Consider the following 19,055-nt stretch of genomic DNA (forward strand, 5'->3'; position numbering starts at 1 on the left):
CGCCGGGGCCGGCGATGACCCGCGGGGGGGGGGGGGCCCCCGCGGGCCCGCGCCCGGGGGGGGCGGCGGGAGCGCCGCTGTGGTGTCCTCCTCTTCCTCCCGCTCCCCGGGGCACCCCCGGCGACCCGGCCGCGAACCGGCCACTGCGTGGCCGCCCCTCCCTAAGGGTCGGGGGTGGTGGTTGGCTACCGTCAGGGCGTGTCGCAATCAGTTGAACCGCCTGCTGTTCCCTTCGTGTCGAAGGTGGTAGCGGGGCTGCGGCAGGGTGCGGCATTCCTTGTTGTCGGGGCGATCGGGTTTCTCGTCGACGCCGGGACTTACAACCTGCTGGTGTTCTGGGGTGGGGGATTCTCCCTCTCCGAGGGTGTGCTCTATCACTCGCCGCTGCTCGCCAAGATCATCGCGATCGTGGTGGCGACGGTGGTTACCTACTTCGGGAACAAGTGGTGGACCTACTCCCATCGCAAGTCCGACAGCCCCGGTCGGGAATATCTGCTGTACGCGATCGTCAATGTGGCAGCGATCCTCCTGCAACTCGGCTGCCTCGGGTTTTCCCGTTATGTGCTCGACCTGTCGTCACCGCTGGCGGACAACATTTCCGCCACCGTTATCGGCCAGACCATGGCGGTCGTATTCCGCTATTGGGCCTACAGCAAATTCGTTTTCACCGGCTCATCGGCAAGTGATGAGCAACACGCGCGGGGTGCGGCTACACCTCACTGACCACGCGAGGGTGCCGGGCGATTGATATCCTCGCCCCGCCCGCCGCGACGCCCAAACTTTTGCGTCACTCCCTGCGCCGGCGCAGTCGATACCGAGAATTTCGAGGACTTCATGGAGCAGTCGGCTACCAAAGCCGTGACCGAATCGAACGATCGGCGCGAGGCCGCGCCCGCATCGCTGCGGGGTGAACACTCAGCGCCCGAGCGGCTCGTGCTGGCCCGAGGCATCTTCACCGGGCCGTCGGCGCGGGTGAGCGACGACCTCTATGCCGTCGTCAAGGGGGGTGCCGCGGTCCGCGAGCGGCACTCGCTGCACCTGCCCAAGGGTGCGACCGCGCATACCAACACCTACTTCGGTCGGCTCGCCGCCAGCTACTGGCAGCGCTGGACCACCGTCACCGAGGTGTCGGTCGGCGCTCAGCTCGCGGTCGGCGGGAAAGCCAATGTGCGGCTGGTCGCCTCCGATATCGCCGGGCACCGCCGGATCATCGCCTCGCTGGTGGCGACCAGCAGCGGGTACGTCTCGCTCACCGCGCCGCTGGATCAGTATGTCGACGGTGGCGCGCTGTGGCTCGAGTTCGACGCCGTCGGGGGCGAACTCGATATCACCGAGCTCGCCTGGACCGCGCAGGCGCCCGAGAAGGTGCGCCCGGTCGCCATCGCGATCTGCACCTTCAACCGGGCCGAGGACTGCGCGCACACCGTCGCCGCGCTGGCGTCGGACGCGACCGTGCTGGCCGCGATCGACGCGGTGTACGTCGTCGACCAGGGCACCGACCTGGTCGAGGACCGCCCGCTGTTCCAGCAGGTCCGTCCCGATTTCGGCGACAAGCTGCGCTACATCCGCCAGCCCAACCTCGGCGGCGCGGGCGGCTTCACCCGTGGCCTGTACGAGGTGTCGGCGGCCAACGAGCACGCCGACGTCATCCTGATGGACGACGACATCCTCTGCGAGCCCGAGACGGTCCTGCGCCTGCAGGCGTTCGCCAACCTGACCGTCGAGCCGACCCTGGTCGGCGCGCAGATGCTGTTCCTCCTCAACCCCGACTACCTCAATGTCGGCGCGGAGGAAGTGCACCTGCACGAGCTCAAGCACGGCCAGAAGGTGCCCAAGGCGCTGCGTAACACCTCCATGCTCAAGAAGAACCAGGAGCGTCGGGTCGACGCGGGCTACAACGCCTGGTGGACCTGCCTGATCCCGGCCGAGGTGGTCGCCAAGATCGGGCTGCCGGTGCCGATCTTCTTCCAGTGGGACGACGTCGAGTACGGCATCCGGGCCCGCGAGCACGGTTTCGTCACCGTCACCTTGCCCAACGCCGCTGTCTGGCACGCCGACTTCTACTGGAAGGACTACGACGACTGGGCGCGCTACTTCTCCACCCGTAACTCGCTCATCGTCGGCGCCCTGCACACCGATCTCGACGGCAAGGCGATCACGCGCGAGTTCTTCCGCTACATCGCCGAGCACCTCGTCGGCATGCAGTACGGCCTCGTGCACACCACCTTGCAGGGCATCGAAGACTTCATGAAGGGCCCGAAGGCATTGCGCGACGGCGGTATCGACGCGCTGGCCGCCGCCCGCAGCACTCGCAACGACTATCCCGAGACCATCAAGCACCCTGCGGCCACCCCGCCGGTGAACTCCGCCGACATCTCCGTGCGCCGGGCCAGCGGCGAACCGAGCCGCACCACCCTGGTGCTGATCAAGCGCGCCATCACCCAGTGGACCGGCCGCACGCAGCCCGGCCTGATCGGGGTCACTCGTGAGGACGCGCACTGGTGGCACATCGGCCTGTTCGAGCACGTGGTGGTCACCGATGCCTCCCAGTCCGGCGTGCGGGTGCGTCGCCGGGACAAGGCCCGTGCTCGTGCGCTGCTGATTCGCGCCTACCGCACGCTGCGCAAGCTCCGTAAGGAACTCCCGGCATTGCAGGCCGAATACCGCAGGGCCGTACCGGAACTCACGAGCCGGGAGAACTGGGCGAGGCTGTACGGCATCGACCCGAGCTGACCCGTGACCCGTTTCGTCCGGCCCGCCTCCGCGTCTGACGCGGAGGCGGTCGCCGGGTTGCACACCGAGCTACACGCGCATTTCGAGGTGTACCGTCCGGCCGACATCGTGCGCCGCACACGGCGGCTCACCCAGAACGACTACTCCGCCTGGCAACCGGCGCCACTGCTGATCGTCGAGGACGAAACACCGCTCGGTTTCGCGACTTACGACTTGTTCCAGCCGAGCAAGTGGTCGGCGGGTGAGCTACGGATCTCGGAATTCCTGATCACCGAGTCCTCGCGCGGCACAGGTGCGGGCGCGGCCCTGCTCGGCGCCGTCCACGAGGCAGCGAGCGCCGCGGGAGTAGCGGTGAGCGAGCCGAACCAGGCCGACCCGGATGTGTTCACGACCGTGGAGCGCTACATCGGCTCCCATGTCATCGACTTCGCCGACGAGCGGGCTCAGGCCGGGCACTGGTCCGCTCTGCGCGCCGAAGCCGCGGAAAAAGGCTGGCCCGCACCACGACTCAACGATCTGTGGCACCTCGACCTGCACGACGATCCCGAGCCCGGCCACCTCTACGCCGATGGTGAGGTCCCGTTCATCCTGCTGCCGGACGGCCGGGTGATCACCGCGCGATTCCGGACGATCTATGTCAAGGAATACCTCGGTCACGGCCCCGAGAACCGCTGGACGCTGGCTCTGTCCGGGAGCGAGTTGCGCTCGGTGGGCGGGCTGGAGATCGACCACAGCTGGTCACGTGCGGAGAACCGTCCCGCGCTCGCGGTGACCATGGACGACGGCCGGCTCATGGTGAATTACTCCTACTACGCCAGCAATCACTTCGGCTCCGACTCGGGCACCATCGACTACGTCATCGATCTGGCCGAGGCCACCGTGTCCCCGCGCGCCCACGTCACCTTCGAACAGGATTAGCGAGATCATCAGGCACTGACGCAGTTCGGCTTTACGGCCGTTGTTCGCGTGAGTGCCTGATGATCAACTGCTCGGGCTCAGCGGCGGCCGCGTTCGCGGTAGTTCTTCCGCTGCTGTTTGCTGATATCGCGCCAGACCCGTTCGCGTTCGGCGGCAAGGCGCTTGTCGGTGCGGGCGGCCATCCACTCGTTTTCCTTGGCCAGCTTGCGATAGCTGGTCAGCCTGCGTTCGGCGATGGTGCCGTCGGCGAGGGCGGCCTGGACCGCGCAGCCGGGTTCGGTCTCGTGGGCGCAGTCGGCGAAACGGCAATCAGCGGCGAGGGATTCGATGTCGCTGAAGGTCTTGCCGATGCCGTCGGCGGCGTCGTAGAGGCCGATGCCGCGCAGGCCGGGGGTGTCGATGAGGGTGCCGCCGCCCGGAAGCGGTCGCAGTTCGCGGTGCACGGTGGTGTGTCGACCCTTGCCGTCCACGGCGCGAACAGCATTGGTGGCGAACACTTCGGCGCCGAGTAGTGCGTTGGCGAGGGTGGACTTGCCCGCCCCGGACGGCCCGATCAGCGCGACCGTGCCGCTGAGCACGGCGGTGAGCACCTCGAGACCGACCGCGGCAGCGGCACTCACGGCGACAACCGTCGCGCCGGGCGCGACCGCACGCACTTCATCGAGCGGAAGATAGTCCGCCGCATCGGCTTTCGTCAGCACCACAACGGGTTGAGCATTGCTCTCCCACGCGAGCGCGAGCATCCGTTCGATCCGGCCCAGATCGACATCGCCGTCGGCGGCCGAACAAATCAGCACGGTATCCACATTGGTGGCCAGCACCTGAGCCACCGAACGCCCCGACACCGACGATCGCATGATCGCCGAACGCCGTGGGAGCAGTCGCCGCACAGTGCCTTCCACATCGATACCGACCCAATCGCCGGTACACAGTCCGGTGATGTCACGCGGGCAGGAGGCTCTCGCCGGACCGCTCGGCGTGACCACATCACATTCGCTGCGATCCATCCGAACGATGCGAGCAGGCACGAGCTCACCGAGCAGTGGCAGATATTCAGAAGCTACGGCTTCGGTCCAGCCGTAAGGGACAAGCAGGTCGTAGTCGACCATGATGGGGAATCCTTCGTCGGGTGCCGAACCCGAACGACGGGTTCAGCGAGTAGAGGTGATGTCCGGAGCAACCTGGGCAGGCGCACAACCACGCCACCCGGCCACGGCAATCCACACGCGTGTACTCACGGACATCCACCTCCTCTCCAACGTTCGAACACCACTGTGCCCCACCACGCCGACACCCGACAACTCATTTTCCGTGTGCTGCTTGCACCGTCGTCACATGGGCGAACTCGCGCTGTTGCGCGGCCCGATGACGGCACGCCTGTCCCGCATGTAGGTGTTCGGGGCTACGGCACGAAGACTTCGGTCGACTGGGGGAGGTTGGGCTTGTCGGTGCGGACCGTGACCTGGACCCGACCGGGGCCGGTGTTCGCGATCACGTCCTGGACCGGGTAGGTGCTGGTGCTGGTGGCCGGGATGAAGCGGGTTACCGAGCCGGTGGCGCCGCTGTCCAGGTTCTTCCAGTCGATGACAACGTTCACATCGCATGCCAGCACGGTGGGCGCCCAGTTGCCGAGTGGGGAGAAGCCCTGCGAGACGCGCAGGGCGATGCTGTGGGTGGCGCCGGGCGCCACGCTCGGAGAATTGAGTGGTCCGTCGAACGTGGTGCCCGCCACGTTCAGGATGCCGACGCAGACACCGTTGCCGAGGGTCGCCACCGGCGCGGTCCTGAGTTCGTTCATCACGCAGGAGCGCGGGCCGACGTTGGACCAGCCGAGCTGGCAGGTGTCGTCCGCCTGGGCGGTGCCGGGTGCGGCGAGACAGAGCGCGGCGCCGGCGAGTACGGTCGCCGCGGTGGATGCGAAACTCTTTGCAAAGGTCACGTTTCGCATCGTAAGACCGAACGGCCGATTGCTGCCATAGGGAACTACCCCCTAGTTTCGGGGGCTAGTCCGGCTTGCCGAAGTGTTCGTTGCGGCCCAGTGAGCGCAACCGGAACCATTCCTTGAGCCCGGCCGGGTCGCGGCGGGTCACCAGGAAGAACCAGGAGAATCGAATCCACTCCTGCGGCAACAGCTTGCGCATACCGGGCTGCGACATCAGGTAGCCGCGGTTGCGGTAGGTGAAGTAGCGCTTCACCGGGTCGTCCGGGTACTGGGTGTGCATCCGCCCGCCCAGGATCGGCTTGAATTCCTCGGCGCCGTTGGGATGCAGGTAGGCGGTTTGCAGGCAGGTGCCGAACGGCAGCCCGGAGCGGACCAGGCGGCGATGCACCTCCACCTCGTCACCGCGCACGAACAGGCGCAGGTCGGGCACGCCGATCAGATCCACGGCCTTCGCCGAGATCAGCGCACCGTTGAACAGCGACGCGATGCCGGGCAGGAAGTCCTCGTCACCGAGTTCCGAACGCAGCCGCCGCCACACCACACCGCGGCGCAGCGGGAACGCGAGACGATCCGGTTCGTCGATATCGCAGACCACCGGCGACACCTCGACCAGGTTGTGCCTGCGCGCGCAATCGATCAGTGTCGCAAGCACTTCGGGCCCGTCGGGGCGGCCGTCGTCATCGGCCAGCCAGACCCAATCCGCACCCTGGGTGAGCGCGTGCAGCATGCCGAGCGCGAAACCGCCCGCGCCGCCGAGGTTGTGGCGTGAACCAAGGTAGGTGGCCTCGATCGGCTGCTGCGCGACCAGTTCGGCCACCGCGTCCTCGTTGGCGTTGTCGACGACGATCAGATGGTCGACCGGACGTGACTGTGAGGCAAGAACTTTCAACGATTCGGCGAGCAGCTCACGGCGCTTGTGCGTGACGACCACCGCGATGATCCGCGCTGTGGGGCCGGTCTCGGTCGTGAGGTCGGCGGGTTCGGCGCCTGCGGGCAGCTCCGCGTCATCGGCCAGCACAATGCCCTCCGCGGGCAGCACAGCGGCAGGCTCGACAGGTGCCGGAGTCGCCTCGAGACGGTCGGTCATGCTGAACCCACCCGGCACGGCAGCCGGGGCAGCCTCGTCACGTTGACCGCTCATACCTGATTCTGCTCCAGTTTCTTCTCGCCCGCCGCGCCGTCGGCGCCCTCGGATTCCAGATCGCGCAGCACCTGTGCCACGTGATTACCCGCTTCGGGCCCTTCATACGCTCGCACAACCTCCTCGATCCCGCCTTGTTCGCGGATCTGACCGTGGTCGATCCACATGGCGGTATCGCAGAGCTGGGCGAGGAATTCATTGGAATGGCTGGCGAACACCAGGATGCCCGACCGCGCGACCAGCGACTGCAGCCGCGCGCGGGCCTTCTTCATGAACTCCGCGTCGACCGCGCCGATGCCCTCGTCGAGCAGCAGGATCTCGGGGTCGATCGAGGTGACCACACCCATCGCCAGCCGCACTCGCATGCCCGTGGAGTAGGTGCGCAGCGGCATCGACAGGTATTCGCCCAGCTCGGTGAAGTCGGCGATCTCGTCGATCTTGGCCATCATCTGCTTGCGCGTCTGCCCGAGGAACAGGCCGCGGATGATGATGTTCTCGTAGCCGGAGATCTCCGGGTCCATGCCGACGCCGAGGTCGAACACCGGGGCAACCCGGCCGCGGATGCGCGCACTGCCGCGCGAGGGTTCGTAGATGCCCGACAGCAGGCGCAGCAGCGTCGACTTGCCCGCGCCGTTGTGGCCGACCAGACCGACCCGGTCGCCTTCCTTGAGCGACAGGTTGATGTCGCGCAGCGCCTCGACCACCACCACATCGGAGCTGTTACGCCCGATGGCGCCGCCCGCCTTGCCGAGGAATGCCTTCTTCAGCGACCGCGACTTGGCGTCGAAGATCGGGAACTCGACCCACGCCTCATGGGTTTCGATACTCACACGGCTCATCGAGAACTGCTCCTAAACCCAGTACGGGACGCGGGCACGGTACTGCTTGAGCGCCAGGATCGCGACGGCCCAGCCGACGACGGTGATCGCACCGACGATCGCCCAGTGATGCCACTCCGACGGCTCGCCGAGCAGGGGAGCGCGCACGATCTCCAGGTAGTGGTAGGTGGGGATGATCTCGAGCAGCTTGGCGCGGTCGCCCGCGCCGCCGACCGAGTCCTCCAGCGCCTTCGTCGACCACATCACCGGGGTCAGCACGAACAGCATCAGCGTCATCGAGCCGAGGATCGGGGCGATATCGCGGTAGCGGGTGGAGAAGATGCCGAACACGATCGTCACCCACATGGCATTGAGGAACAGCAGCAGGATCGCGGGGATCACCAGCAGGATCGACAGGTCCAGATCACGCCAGATCGAGAACGCCACCACCAGCAGCGCGTAGATCGCCGCGTTGTGGATGAAGAACAAGAACTGGCGCCAGACCAGGCGATAGACGTGCACGCTCAGCGCCGAAGGCAACTGTTTGATCAGTCCCTCGTTGGCGATGAACACATCGGAGCCCTCGAGGATCGAGGCACTGATGACGTTCCACACGATCAGACCGACCGTCACATACGGCAGGTATTCGCTGATCGGCTGATTCAGCAGCGTCGAATACAGCAGGCCCATCGCCAGCGCCTGCAGACCGGTCGCGATGGTGATCCAGAACGGACCGAGCACCGAACGCCGGTAGCGCTGCTTGATGTCCTGCCAGCCCAGCGACAGCCACAGCTCGCGCTGATGCAGTCCGTCGCGCATGTCCTTGAACGCACGTCCGAACGTCTGCGAATCCGACACCATCGGCGTCTTCACCAGCAGTGGTGCGTCGGTGGTGTGCTCGGCAGCGGCGGCTTCGGCTAGCTCTGCGCCGGTGGGAGTGTCTTCGGAATGCACGGGGCTCTCTTCGGTACGCACGTCACCCTCATCGGAGACCGATTCGGGACGAGCGGCAGCGGCGGGCACGGTCCCCGACCTTACAGTGTTCTTTTCCGGCTGGCGCCGGGTGTTCGCGGCCCCGGGGGCCTCGATCTTCCCTCCCGGCGGGCACTCCTTCGTCGCACCCTCTGGTCAGTCCAGATCGAGGCGGGCCGCGAACAAGGGACTCGGGGGGCCTACAGGTACTGACCGCCGCCCACATGGCCGCCTGCCTTGGAGTCGGCCGCGTGCATTCCCGGCGGAAGCGCACCCTGGCGCATCTGCTCGAGCTGGGCGCGGGCCGCCATCTGCTGGGCGAACAGCGCGGTCTGGATGCCGTGGAACAAACCCTCCAGCCAGCCGACGAGCTGAGCCTGGGCGATGCGCAGTTCCGCGTCCGACGGCACCGAGTCGTCGGTGAAGGGCAGGGTGAGGCGTTCGAGTTCCTCGCGCAGTTCCGGGGCGAGGCCCTGTTCGAGCTCGCGGACCGAGGACTTGTGGATCTCCTTGAGACGCGTGCGGCTGGCGTCGTCCAGCGGTGCTGCGCGCACCTCCTCGAGTAGCTGCTTGATCATCGTGCCGATGCGCATCACCTTGGCTGGCTGCTCGACCATGTCGGTGAGCGACTCGGCCGACTCGCTCGCGGCCTTCTCGTCGTCGGGCACGACCTGCGCGGTGAACGCGGACGCGTTGTCGGCGTCGGCGGGCACGGTCAGTGGACGGCCGTCGGGACCGATCACGACGATGGATTCGGGGACATCCTCCGAGTGCGTCATATCCCCATCATTGCGTGTGTGCCGGGTTCGCGCTAAAACCCCTACGCGGTTACACCGAGAGGCCCCCTGCCCTTAAAGTGGCCACCATGACTTATGACGTCGCGAGGGTTCGGGGCCTGATACCGTCCCTGGGCGACGGCTGGATCCATCTGGACCCGCAGGCGGGAATGCTGGTTCCCGATTCGGTATCGCGTGCCGTATCAACGGGTTTCCGCACCTCCTCGTTTTCCCATATCGGCCGCCACGGTGCGGCATCGCGCAGCGGCGCGATCCTCGACGCCGCCAGGGAAGCGGTCGCCGATCTGGTCGGTGGAGATCCGGCTGGCGTCGTGCTCGGTCCCGATCGCGCGGTACTGCTGGCCTGGCTGGCCGAATCGCTGAGCTCACGCCTGGGCCTCGGTACCGGCATCGTGCTCTCCCGGCTGGACGACGAGGCCAATGTGGCCCCGTGGCTGCGCATCGCCAACCGGTACGGCGCGCATGTGCGCTGGGCCGAGGTGGAGATCGAGACCTGTGAGATGCCGTCGTGGCAGTTCGAGGAGCTGATCGGTCCCACCGCGCGCCTGGTCGCGCTCACCGCGGCCTCGCCGATCGTTGGTTCGGCGCCCGGTGTCCGGGTGGCGGCCGACCGCGTGCACGACGTGGGCGGCCTGCTGGTGGCCGACGCGTTCGGCGCGGCACCGTACGCGCTGATCGACATCGATGAACTCAATGCCGACGTGGTCGCGCTGAGCGCACCGTCGTGGGGTGGCCCGCAGGTCGGTGCGCTGGTTTTCCGTGACCCCGCGTTCCTCGACCGGATTCCCTCGATGTCGCTCAACCCCTATGCCAAGGGTGCTGAACGCCTCGAAGTGGGCGGGCATCAGTACGCGCTTCTCGCCGGGCTCACCGAGTCGATCGACTTCCTCGCCGGACTCGACGAACGCGCCACCGGCACCCGCCGCGAGCGCCTCGAGATGTCGATCACCTCGCTGCAGGACTATCACGACCAGCTCTTCGACCACCTCATGCAGGTGCTGGAGAAGGTCGACAACCTCACCGTGATCGGCCGCGCCTCCACCCGCATCCCGACGGTCAGTTTCACGATGGCCGGGATGCAGGCGGAGAAGGTGGCGGCGAAGCTGGCCGATGCCAGGATCGGCACGGTCAGCGGTGTGCACGGCGGAAGCAGGCTGCTCGACGCGCTCGGTGTGAACGATGAGGGCGGTGCGGTGACGATCGGTCTGGCGCCCTACACGACCCGCTACGAGATCGACCAGCTCGGCCGCGTCCTCAGCGCCCTCGAATAACCCGCGCTAGTCGCGAACCCGCAGGATCACCTTGCCGAAGGTCTGCGATTCGTCGAGCATCTCGTGCGCGCGGGCCGCCTCGGTGACCGGCAACTCGGCGGAGATCACCGGCACGATCTCGCCCGCGACCACCCGCGGCCACAGTTGCGCGCGGACCGCCGCGATGATCTCGGCCTTGCTCCCCGGTCCCGATCGCGGCCTGCTGCGCACGTTGGTCGCACCGACGGTGCCCCACTTGCCCAGCAGCGCGGCGATGTTCAGTGTCCCGCTGACGCCGCCCTGCATGCCGATCACCACCAGCTGCCCGTGCGGCGCGAGCGCCTCCACATTCCGCTCCAGATACTTCGCGCCCATATTGTCGAGAATCACGTCGGCACCACCCTGGTTCGCGACCACCGCGACGAAGTCCTCGGTCCGATAGTTGATCAAGATCTCCGCCCCGAGTTCGGCGCACTTGGCCAGCTTCTCGTCCGACCCGGCCGTCACCGCTACCCGCGCTCCGAGCCCTCGCGCCACCTGGATCGCATGCGTCCCGATCCCACCACCGCCGCCATGAATCAACACCAGCTGCCCCGATTGCAAACCCGCCGTCATCACGAGGTTCGACCACACCGTCGCCGCCACCTCCGGCAATCCCGCGGCCGCGACAGCATCCATCCCCGCCGGAATCGGCAACAGTTGCGTGGCAGGCACCGCCACCAGCTGCGCGTACCCACCCCCGGCCAGCAGCGCGCACACCCGATCCCCGACCTGCCAGTCCTCGACCCCCGCCCCCAACTTCACAATCGTCCCCGCGCACTCCAACCCGAGTACCGAACTGGCATCGGCAGGCGGCGGATAAAACCCCTTCCGCTGCATCACATCGGCCCGATTAACCCCCGCCGCAACAACTTCCACGAGTACCTCACCAGGCCCCGGCTCCGGATCGACCGCCACGGTCCACTCCATAACCTCCGGCCCGCCGAACCCATTCAGTTGAATCGCATACATGGTGGTAATCCTGCACCCGCATCCACCACACACAAGAACCCACGCCGCCACCGATCTGCGGATCAGCTACGATCCAGGGCAGGGAGACGTGGCAGAGCGGCCGAATGCACTCGCCTTGAAAGCGAGCATGGGTAACACCATCGGGGGTTCAAATCCCTCCGTCTCCGCCAAGGACCGGCAGGTCAGCCAGCGGATTCACGGCGTGAATTCGCAGCGGGCTCGATGCTGCCCGCCACATTCGTATTGTGCACCGAACAGACCCACCAGCTGTCGTCTCGTTGCGTGAAAACCCATGTTCCGCGGTTGGTTACCGAGAAATCCGGTGTCTGTAGCGTTTGCTCGACATTGACGATCGCATGCCCACCGGCAAGCAGCCGTAGTGCCAGAATCTCGTAGTGCGCCTCAGCGTCCGGGCTGTTCCGCAGCGCGGTCAGGTGGTAGGCGTGCAGCTCGTCCCAGTTCAGCAAGACCGAGCCCGCCGGATTGATGAAGACCACGTCATCGGTGAAGACGCTGTCGAACGCGGCGGCGTCCTTCGCCGCGAGCGCGGCTTCGAGACGTCTGAACACCCCGGTGATCGCGGCTATGGCGGCGTCCTGATTCGTTGCGACAACGGCGGCCTTCGGGCGGCCGCCGGGTGTATCGACAGTCATCGTTCAAACATACGGCTGCCCGCCGTCGTCGATCCGGATCCTGTTGGCGCTGCACCCAACACATGCCGTCGGCTGGGGGACTATGCGGTGGGTGGGTCGGCTGTGGCCGCTCGGAAGGCCACGATCTCTTCGGCGCGGGTGCTCACCCACTGCAATAGACCATGAAGCTCCTCGGCGGCCTCGTGGCCTATCGGCGTCAGTGCGTAGGAAACCCGTGGTGGCACAGTGGGTTCGACCGTGCGCTCGGCCAGGCCGTAGTCGGTGAAGGTGCGCAGGTTCTGCGACAGCATCTTTTCGCTGATGCCACCGATTCGGTCGCGAAGGACGTGGTATCGCATCGGGCCGTCGCGCAGTGCCGCCAGGATCAGGACGCCCCAGCGGCTGGTGACCTTGCCGAGGATGGTGTGGGCCGGGCAGTCCTTGTCGAATACGTCACGTTGCCCGAGTGCGGACCGGTCGCTGTCCGGGACTCCTACCGACATGCCATGAGCTTACCAATCGGTATGGCCTTTCCAGAAGTAAGTCCCCTTCGTACGGTTGGCCCATGATGGATGTCGACAAGGTTCTGGTGATCGGGGCGACCGGTCACGTCGGGGGTCAGGTGGCGGCGCAGCTCGCCGCGGGTGGGACGCGGGTGCGGGCGTTGGCTCGTCATCCGCGCGCGGCATCGCTACCGCCGGATGTCGAGGTCGTGCAAGGGGATCTGACCGCCCATGACACCCTGGACAGCGCACTCGATGGCATCGATGCGGTCTATCTGACCTGGCCGATGCTGTCGGCGGAGATCGCGGAGTCGGTGGTCGCTCGCATCGCCGCACACGCGCGCCGCATCGTCCTGCTCTCCTCCGGGGCGGTCCGTGACGATCTGGACGAACAGGACCACCCGATCGGCCGGGCACACGCCCTCATCGAGAAGCCGATCATCGAATCCACGCTCGAATGGACCTTCCTCCGCCCCAGCGGTTTCGCCACGAACACCTTGGAGTGGGCACCGCAGATCCGCGCCGGCGACGTGGTGCGCGGCGCGTACGGAGCTGCCTCGATGACCCTGCTGCACGAGGCCGATATCGCCGCGGTCGCCGTGCGTGCGCTGACCACCGACGGGCACGCCGGTGCGCGGTACGCGCTCACCGGCCCGGCGCCGCTGAGCCGGATCGACCAGGTCGAAGCCATCGGCGCCGCACTCGGGCGCACGCTGATCTGGGAGGAGATCAGCCCCGAGGCGGCGGTGGAGCACATGGGTTGGCTCCCACCCGACATCGCCCGCGTAGTGCTGAGCGGGCTCGCCGGCCTCGTCGACACACCCGGCTCCGCGACCTCGACGGTGCGCGAGGTCACCGGGTCACCGGCCCGCGACTACCGCCGCTGGGCGGCCGACCACGCCGCCGATTTCGCCTGACTACCCTTCGTCCCACGCCTGGATCGACGTCTGGTCGACGATGCGGCCGTCGCGCAGGTCGGCCATCGAGTGGGCAAGGACGCGGGTGCCGTCCGGGTAGCGGCACGATTCCACGAAGGCGATGTGGTCGCCGTCGATCAGGACGCTGTCGAGAGAGTGGGTCATCTCCCTGGCGCACACGTCGTCGAACATCGCGCTGATCGCCGAGCGGCCGTGCATCACCCGGGGGTGGCTGGGTTGGTCGCGGTGGTCGACCATGCGGATCTCGGCATCGTCGTCGTAGAGCGTCAGCAGTGTTGCGGCATCGCGGCTTTCGATTCCGCGGCGCAGTGCATCGGCATCGAATCCTGAGCTGGACGCGGTGCTCATCTCGGTCTCCCTCGCTCGTCGAAACGAGCCGGACCAGGGCGATTCGGCCCGTACCGAGAACCCTACGCTCGCCTGTCGTCGTGCGAAACCGGTCGCGGGGCCTCCAGTGATGGGCGGCTGGTTCGACTGACGTGCCAACCGCCGCCGTTCAGTCTCGGCGGACGAAATTGGGTCGAATGTCCAGGTCGGGTGCGTCGTAGTAGCGGTGGAAGGTGGGCGTCAGCCCGGACGAGATGGGCGGATTGACCCAACTCCAGTCGGTCGGGCACGCGCGGCCGGCCGCTTCCTCGCGCTGCACGTGATCGCAGAACTGCTTGGCTACGGTGTGGTGGTCCACCATGTGCACGCCGGATACCCGAAAACTGTGTAGCACAGCATGATTGAGTTCGATCAGCGCCTTGTCGCGCCACAGCGTCCGCACCGATGACGTATCCAGACCCATCATGTCGGCGATCAGCGGCAGCATGTTGTAGCGATCGGTGTCGCTGAGATTGCGCGCGCCGATCTCGGTGCCCACATACCAGCCGTTGAAGGGGGCGAAGGGGTAGCGGACCCCACCCACATCCAGATCCATGTTCGAAACAGCGGGCAGCGCATGCCATTTCAGGCCGAGCGCGGCGAACCACGGGTAGTCGGGGTGGATCAGGTCGACCTCGCGCACCAGCTCGCGCGGAACGTCGAAATACCGCACGCCCTCGGACGGAGTGCTGATCAGCACCGGCAGCACATCGAACGGCGTGCGCGCCCCCCGCCAGCCCAGCTCCAGCGCCTGCTCGGTGGCCGCGATATTGGCCGGATCGCCGGTGACGGTGCCGTCGCCGTTGCGGTAACCGGCGTAGCGGATCAGCTGTGAACTCTCGACCCGGTACTCACCACCGCCGGGTTCGGACGTCGGGCCCACCGTGATCATCGACTGAATCGCGCCGCCATTGGTGGCCAGGCGCAGATGCTGCCAGCACACCTCGGAAAGTTCCCGCGCAGAAGTAACTCGGCGGGCATCGAGTAGCTTCAGCGATCGCCAATGTTTGCGGCCCACGCAGCGAGCGTGGTTGCGCCAGGCCAGTTTCGCGCCGATCAGAATCTCCTCGGCGGTCTGGGTGTAGGTGCCGGTATCGCGCAATTCGGCGAGCGCGCCGAGGCGACGCTGGGTGGGCAGGTGCCCGAGTTCGGGATAGCGGAAGAACTCGTCGCAGTCACGCATTCGGCGATCCAGATCGGCCGAGGGCGGCGCGGCGACTTCGATGTCGGCTGCCAAAGAGACTGTGGGGGTGAGTGTTTCGCAGACAGCGGGGCGAGAGCCTTGGTTCACGGTAAATCTCCGGTCGGGCAGCGGGGTGCGGGGCCGTGCGGGTGCACCCTCCGACGCGGGAAGATTGCCCGCCGAGAACACATTCACTCGACCGGTGGCGCGCGTCGACCAGGTAATCGGTCGGTCGTCGCCGCTTGCAAATTCGTCCTTTTCGAACACCGAAATCAGCTTCGAGCCAGCCTACGACCGGTGTGCTGGCAGTGTGCTCGAATTCGCGGTAATCCCACTGCAAACCGACGTCAAGGGATGCTGACCATGTCCCGGACTAACGGAATCGGGCCGCCGTTTCGGGTGCGGTGGCGAAGCTGAGGAACTGCTCGTTCTCGTGCGGATCGCCGATCGTCACCCGCACGCCGTCACCGGCGAACGGCCGAACAAGCACGCCCGCAAGGGCACTCGCCTCGGCGAACTCGATACTGCGCGCGCCCAGCGGCAACCACACGAAATTGGCCTCGCTCGGCGGCACCTCGTAGCCCGCGGCCAGCAGCGCATCGCGCAGCCGATGCCGTTGTGCCACCAGCACGTCGGTGCGATCGAGTAGTTCACCGCGCGCCTGCAGCGAGGCGATCGCGGCGACCTGCGCGACCCGGTTCACGCTGAACGGGATATGCACCTTCAACAGTGCGGCGATCACCTCGGGAGCACCCACCGCGTAGCCCACGCGCAGCCCGGCCAGGCCGTAGGCCTTCGAGAAAGTGCGCAGCACAACGACATTCGGCCTGGTTCGACCGATATCGACGCCGTCGGGGCGGGTTTCGGGGGTCAGCCGCAGGTATTCGTAGTAGGCCTCGTCGAGCACGACGAGAACGTGTGCGGGCACGCGATCCAGGAATCGTTCCAGCTCGGCGCGCCCGTGCGCGGTGCCGGTGGGGTTGTTCGGATTGCAGACGAAGATCAGCTTGGTGCGCTCGGTGACCGCATCGGCCATCGCGTCCAGATCGTGCAGGTAGCCCGGCGCCAGTGGCACCTGTACCGCCGTCGCATTGCCCACCTGCGTGACGATCGGATACGCCTCGAACGAGCGCCACGCGAACACCACCTCGTCGGTGGGTGCGTCGCAGGTGATCTGCACCAGTTCCTGGCACAGCGCCACGCTGCCGCAGCCCACCGCGACATTGGCGACGGTGACGCCGAGGAACTCGGCCAGCGCCGCCCGCAGCTCGCTGACCTGATTGTCCGGATAGCGGTTGGCCAGCTCGGCGGACTCCGCGATCGCCTTGGTCGCGCTCGGCAGCGGACCGAAGGTGGTCTCGTTGGACGCGAGCTTCACCGCATCGGGGTGGTTACGGCCGGGAACGTAGGCCGGGATGGTGGCGAGGTCGGGGCGGATGTGCGCGGTCACGCCTCCACCCTACGATGATCTGCCCATCGCGACCTGCTAGGCCTACCCAAGTCCAGTTCTGCCGCCTACGCTGGGTTTATGCCGGGCACTTACGACGACGTCGCCCCGTTGCGGCCGGTGGATGTCGACACGGCCGCCGTCGCGCGACGCACTGCCGTGCCGATCACGGTGGTCGAGCCCGAACGGGTGGCCCGCGGTGGCATCGTCGTCCTGCACGAATCCCGTGAATTCTCCCCCCGGCTGCTCGACCTGATGCGGGCGCTGTCGGCCGAGGGCTGGATCGTCATCGCGCCACACCTGTTCGACCGCATCGCCGACCCGCAGGTGCACGAGGTGTTCGGCGAGGAACTCTTCGACGACTTCGATGCCGGCTTCGACTGGCTCACCGGCCGCGGAGTCTTCCCCGACACCATCGGCGTCCTCGGCTTCGACAGCGCGGGCACCGCCGCCTTCCTCGTCGCCGCCACCCGCCCGATCGGCGCCGCGGTGAGCGTGTCCGCCCCCGGCATCACCGAACCGCTCCCCGATCAGAACGCCGCCCTGATCGATGTCGCCGCCGACCTCCAAGCCCCCTGGCTCGGCCTGTTCGGCGCCGACGACCCCGCCACCCCTCCCGAGGCGGTCGAACGCCTGCGCGAGGCCACGGCCAAGGCGAATGTGGCCAGTCTCACTATCTCCTATCCCGGCCTGAGCCACCGCGCCGATCGCCCCGACCCCGAAGACGAGGCGGCCGCCGCCATCCGCATCGATTCCCAGACTCGTATCTACGACTGGTTCGACAGCAACTTACGCTGATTGACCAGGCGTTTTGGACTACTACGACTGCTCGTGTAATCTTCATTCCCGGCGGTTCGACAAGGACCGGTGCCCTCGAAAGAGAAGGCTCCAGGAGGCGTGCCAGAGCGGCCGAATGGGACTCACTGCTAATGAGTTGTCCCTTCACGGGGACCGGAGGTTCAAATCCTCTCGCCTCCGCCACACCCAGTTCGCTGGGTACAACTGAAGATGCAAGACCATGCGCCCGTAGCTCAACGGATAGAGCACTTGACTACGGATCAAGAGGTTAGGGGTTCGAATCCCTTCGGGCGCACAAAGAGCCGCCCCTCACCAGTACTTCCTGGTGAGGGGCGGTTCTACGTTTCGGGGAAATCTCGCCAAATCCACTACCTACAAACGATCCACTACTTTCCCTGTGCGAACTGGTCGAGGGCCTTTCTCGCGTCCGGTCCGACAGTCCGCCGTTCGAGGTAGTGCCGCTCGGTTGTATCCAGCTTCGCATGCGACAGCTGGGCTTGTGCTTGAGCCGGACCGAGGTCGTCACGGACCACCGTCGCGACAGTCGGGCGGAAGCTGCGCGGGGTGACCCACTTCAGATCCTCGGGCAGCGCGGCCCGCAGCGAGGCGACTCAGTCACCGACGTACTCGCGGCCGACTCCGCGACACTGCCTGCCGTCGCCTACGCGAACAAGCCTGGCAAGGTTGAGCGGTTCGCTCCCTTCGCCCCTGCTGTGACGATCACCAGCTTGTCGGCGCTTCTCGAAGCCGTTCGCGGCAAATCCATCCCGCAGTAGAGCAGCGCCCGTCACCTTCAGCTCATCACCGAGCTGACCTATCCGTGATCTATTGGATCTGCCAGCAGCACCACCCGGTCGGCTGCCGGATCGAACCCGAGCAGTGGGTAACCGTACTGACCCTCGGCGCTCATGAACACCGGCTTCCCCAGTCGACGACCGATCGCGCATACGAAGTCGCACAGGGTGTCCACTCCCGCCTGGCCTTGCAGCTCACGAAGGTCGACGTCGAAATCGACCTCTGTGGCGGACATCGGCCAAAAAATCACCTGCACGCCCGGAGTGGGCCAGACCCGCAGCCTGACACCCTCCTCCGCATCGACAGGGCGTGGCAGCACCTCCGCCGCAGCCGGTAGCGGTCGCACGGTGTCGTCTTCCACGTAGTCCCATGCCCACCCGTTGGACCGGACCAGGTCGAACACCGCCTGCCAGTCCTCGACCGTGGCGTCGGGCACCCACAGATCCGGCAGCGCACCCATCAGGTTCGGGTCGAAGAAGTTCTTGACCTCACTCCACAGCAGATCCGACATTCCGGCCATGCTGCCAGGGCAGTCAGTCGGGCCGCACCCTGATTCCATCGCTCCACCGCAGAATGCGCGGTCGCAGCTTGAGGTCGATCACATCCCAGGGCAGCCGGTGAACGTCCCGAGTTGTTCAACGCCAGTCACTTTCACGGAGTGGTTGCTGAATTTCGCTATATAGAGTCAAGAGCGCCGGCGGCGGGGGGCCCCCCCCCCCCCCCCCCGCGCCCCCCCCCCCCCCCCCCCAAACCCACCCCCCCCCCCCCCCGCCCCCCCCCCCCCCCACCCCCCCCCCCCCCACCCCGCGGA

20 protein-coding genes and 3 tRNA genes are annotated in these 19,055 nt (G+C 66.7%); 10 read left to right on the forward strand and 13 right to left on the reverse strand.

Annotated features, from left to right (window positions below; all coding sequences use genetic code 11):
• Positions 1–174: 174 nt before the first annotated feature.
• The 3 genes from ACFWPX_RS36725 to ACFWPX_RS36735 all read left to right on the forward strand — a co-directional run bounded on the left by ACFWPX_RS36725 (position 175) and on the right by ACFWPX_RS36735 (position 3,651).
• Positions 175–723: a GtrA family protein gene (locus ACFWPX_RS36725; RefSeq protein WP_378933658.1), complete on the forward strand. Its 549-nt coding sequence runs from the start codon at positions 175–177 to the stop codon at positions 721–723.
• A gap of 111 nt (positions 724–834) precedes the next feature.
• Positions 835–2,733 (forward strand): glycosyltransferase, encoded by a 1,899-nt coding sequence (locus ACFWPX_RS36730; RefSeq protein WP_378933662.1) that lies wholly within the window; start codon positions 835–837, stop codon positions 2,731–2,733.
• Between the two features lie 3 nt (positions 2,734–2,736).
• Positions 2,737–3,651, forward strand: a complete 915-nt coding sequence (locus ACFWPX_RS36735; protein WP_378933665.1) for a GNAT family N-acetyltransferase — start codon at positions 2,737–2,739, stop codon at positions 3,649–3,651.
• Between the two features lie 77 nt (positions 3,652–3,728).
• Here the strand turns inward: ACFWPX_RS36735 and rsgA are convergent, their stop codons facing one another.
• From rsgA to ACFWPX_RS36765, 6 genes are all read right to left on the reverse strand, one after another.
• Positions 3,729–4,760, reverse strand: a complete 1,032-nt coding sequence (gene rsgA, locus ACFWPX_RS36740; RefSeq protein WP_378933668.1) for a ribosome small subunit-dependent GTPase A — start codon at positions 4,758–4,760, stop codon at positions 3,729–3,731.
• Between the two features lie 293 nt (positions 4,761–5,053).
• Entirely contained in the window at positions 5,054–5,590 is a 537-nt protein-coding gene (locus ACFWPX_RS36745; RefSeq protein WP_378933671.1) for a hypothetical protein, read from the reverse strand.
• A 64-nt stretch (positions 5,591–5,654) separates the two neighbouring features.
• Complete coding sequence (locus ACFWPX_RS36750; RefSeq protein WP_378915086.1) at positions 5,655–6,734, reverse strand: glycosyltransferase; 1,080 nt, start codon at positions 6,732–6,734, stop codon at positions 5,655–5,657.
• A complete protein-coding gene (locus ACFWPX_RS36755) occupies positions 6,731–7,573 on the reverse strand; it encodes an ABC transporter ATP-binding protein (RefSeq protein WP_378933674.1) in 843 nt (280 codons plus the stop codon). Before ACFWPX_RS36755 ends, ACFWPX_RS36750 begins: the two co-directional genes overlap by 4 nt.
• Before the next feature lie 12 nt (positions 7,574–7,585).
• Positions 7,586–8,413 carry an ABC transporter permease gene (locus ACFWPX_RS36760; protein WP_378933709.1) on the reverse strand — a complete coding sequence of 276 codons (828 nt, stop codon included), beginning with the start codon at positions 8,411–8,413 and terminating at the stop codon, positions 7,586–7,588.
• Positions 8,414–8,724: 311 nt separating this feature from the next.
• The gene (locus ACFWPX_RS36765; RefSeq protein WP_378933677.1) at positions 8,725–9,303 is read right to left on the reverse strand and encodes a bacterial proteasome activator family protein; all 579 of its coding nucleotides are present in this window, start codon (positions 9,301–9,303) and stop codon (positions 8,725–8,727) included.
• An 86-nt stretch (positions 9,304–9,389) separates the two neighbouring features.
• On the opposite strand from ACFWPX_RS36765, the gene ACFWPX_RS36770 reads away from it, so the two are divergent.
• Entirely contained in the window at positions 9,390–10,592 is a 1,203-nt protein-coding gene (locus ACFWPX_RS36770; RefSeq protein ID WP_378915092.1) for a cysteine desulfurase-like protein, read from the forward strand.
• Positions 10,593–10,598: 6 nt separating this feature from the next.
• On the opposite strand, the gene ACFWPX_RS36775 is transcribed toward ACFWPX_RS36770, so the two are convergent.
• On the reverse strand, positions 10,599–11,582 hold the full coding sequence (locus ACFWPX_RS36775) for an NAD(P)H-quinone oxidoreductase (protein ID WP_378933680.1): 984 nt from the start codon (positions 11,580–11,582) through the stop codon (positions 10,599–10,601).
• Positions 11,583–11,664: 82 nt separating this feature from the next.
• On the opposite strand from ACFWPX_RS36775, the gene ACFWPX_RS36780 reads away from it, so the two are divergent.
• Positions 11,665–11,752, forward strand: a tRNA-Ser gene (locus ACFWPX_RS36780).
• 12 nt (positions 11,753–11,764) lie between these two features.
• Here the strand turns inward: ACFWPX_RS36780 and ACFWPX_RS36785 are convergent.
• Together ACFWPX_RS36785 and ACFWPX_RS36790 are read right to left on the reverse strand one after the other, a co-directional pair.
• Positions 11,765–12,235 (reverse strand): YybH family protein, encoded by a 471-nt coding sequence (locus ACFWPX_RS36785; RefSeq protein ID WP_378933682.1) that lies wholly within the window; start codon positions 12,233–12,235, stop codon positions 11,765–11,767.
• Between the two features lie 80 nt (positions 12,236–12,315).
• Positions 12,316–12,717, reverse strand: a complete 402-nt coding sequence (locus tag ACFWPX_RS36790; protein ID WP_378933686.1) for a winged helix-turn-helix transcriptional regulator — start codon at positions 12,715–12,717, stop codon at positions 12,316–12,318.
• A 62-nt stretch (positions 12,718–12,779) separates the two neighbouring features.
• Here ACFWPX_RS36790 and ACFWPX_RS36795 point away from each other — a divergent pair, with 62 nt between their 5' ends.
• Complete coding sequence (locus tag ACFWPX_RS36795) at positions 12,780–13,634, forward strand: SDR family oxidoreductase (RefSeq protein ID WP_378933689.1); 855 nt, start codon at positions 12,780–12,782, stop codon at positions 13,632–13,634.
• Here the strand turns inward: ACFWPX_RS36795 and ACFWPX_RS36800 are convergent, their stop codons facing one another.
• From ACFWPX_RS36800 to hisC, 3 genes are all read right to left on the reverse strand, one after another.
• Positions 13,635–14,003, reverse strand: coding sequence for a nuclear transport factor 2 family protein (locus ACFWPX_RS36800; RefSeq protein WP_378933693.1), 369 nt, complete (start codon positions 14,001–14,003; stop codon positions 13,635–13,637).
• A 148-nt stretch (positions 14,004–14,151) separates the two neighbouring features.
• Positions 14,152–15,204, reverse strand: coding sequence for a nitric oxide synthase oxygenase (locus ACFWPX_RS36805; protein WP_378933712.1), 1,053 nt, complete (start codon positions 15,202–15,204; stop codon positions 14,152–14,154).
• 373 nt (positions 15,205–15,577) lie between these two features.
• A complete protein-coding gene (gene hisC, locus ACFWPX_RS36810) occupies positions 15,578–16,654 on the reverse strand; it encodes a histidinol-phosphate transaminase (protein WP_378933697.1) in 1,077 nt (358 codons plus the stop codon).
• 78 nt (positions 16,655–16,732) lie between these two features.
• On the opposite strand from hisC, the gene ACFWPX_RS36815 reads away from it, so the two are divergent.
• The 4 genes from ACFWPX_RS36815 to ACFWPX_RS36830 all read left to right on the forward strand — a co-directional run bounded on the left by ACFWPX_RS36815 (position 16,733) and on the right by ACFWPX_RS36830 (position 18,225).
• Positions 16,733–17,449 carry a dienelactone hydrolase family protein gene (locus tag ACFWPX_RS36815; RefSeq protein ID WP_378933700.1) on the forward strand — a complete coding sequence of 239 codons (717 nt, stop codon included), beginning with the start codon at positions 16,733–16,735 and terminating at the stop codon, positions 17,447–17,449.
• Between the two features lie 93 nt (positions 17,450–17,542).
• Positions 17,543–17,632: transfer RNA gene (locus ACFWPX_RS36820), tRNA-Ser, on the forward strand.
• 39 nt (positions 17,633–17,671) lie between these two features.
• Positions 17,672–17,744 (forward strand) — tRNA-Arg (locus ACFWPX_RS36825).
• A 187-nt stretch (positions 17,745–17,931) separates the two neighbouring features.
• Complete coding sequence (locus ACFWPX_RS36830; protein WP_378933703.1) at positions 17,932–18,225, forward strand: hypothetical protein; 294 nt, start codon at positions 17,932–17,934, stop codon at positions 18,223–18,225.
• A 38-nt stretch (positions 18,226–18,263) separates the two neighbouring features.
• Here ACFWPX_RS36830 and ACFWPX_RS36835 read toward each other — a convergent pair whose 3' ends face one another.
• Positions 18,264–18,764 (reverse strand): hypothetical protein, encoded by a 501-nt coding sequence (locus ACFWPX_RS36835; protein WP_378933706.1) that lies wholly within the window; start codon positions 18,762–18,764, stop codon positions 18,264–18,266.
• Positions 18,765–19,055: the final 291 nt, after the last annotated feature.

Origin of the sequence: Nocardia sp. NPDC058518 (genome assembly GCF_042719655.1) — a bacterium.
Taxonomy (GTDB): Bacteria; Actinomycetota; Actinomycetes; order Mycobacteriales; family Mycobacteriaceae; genus Nocardia.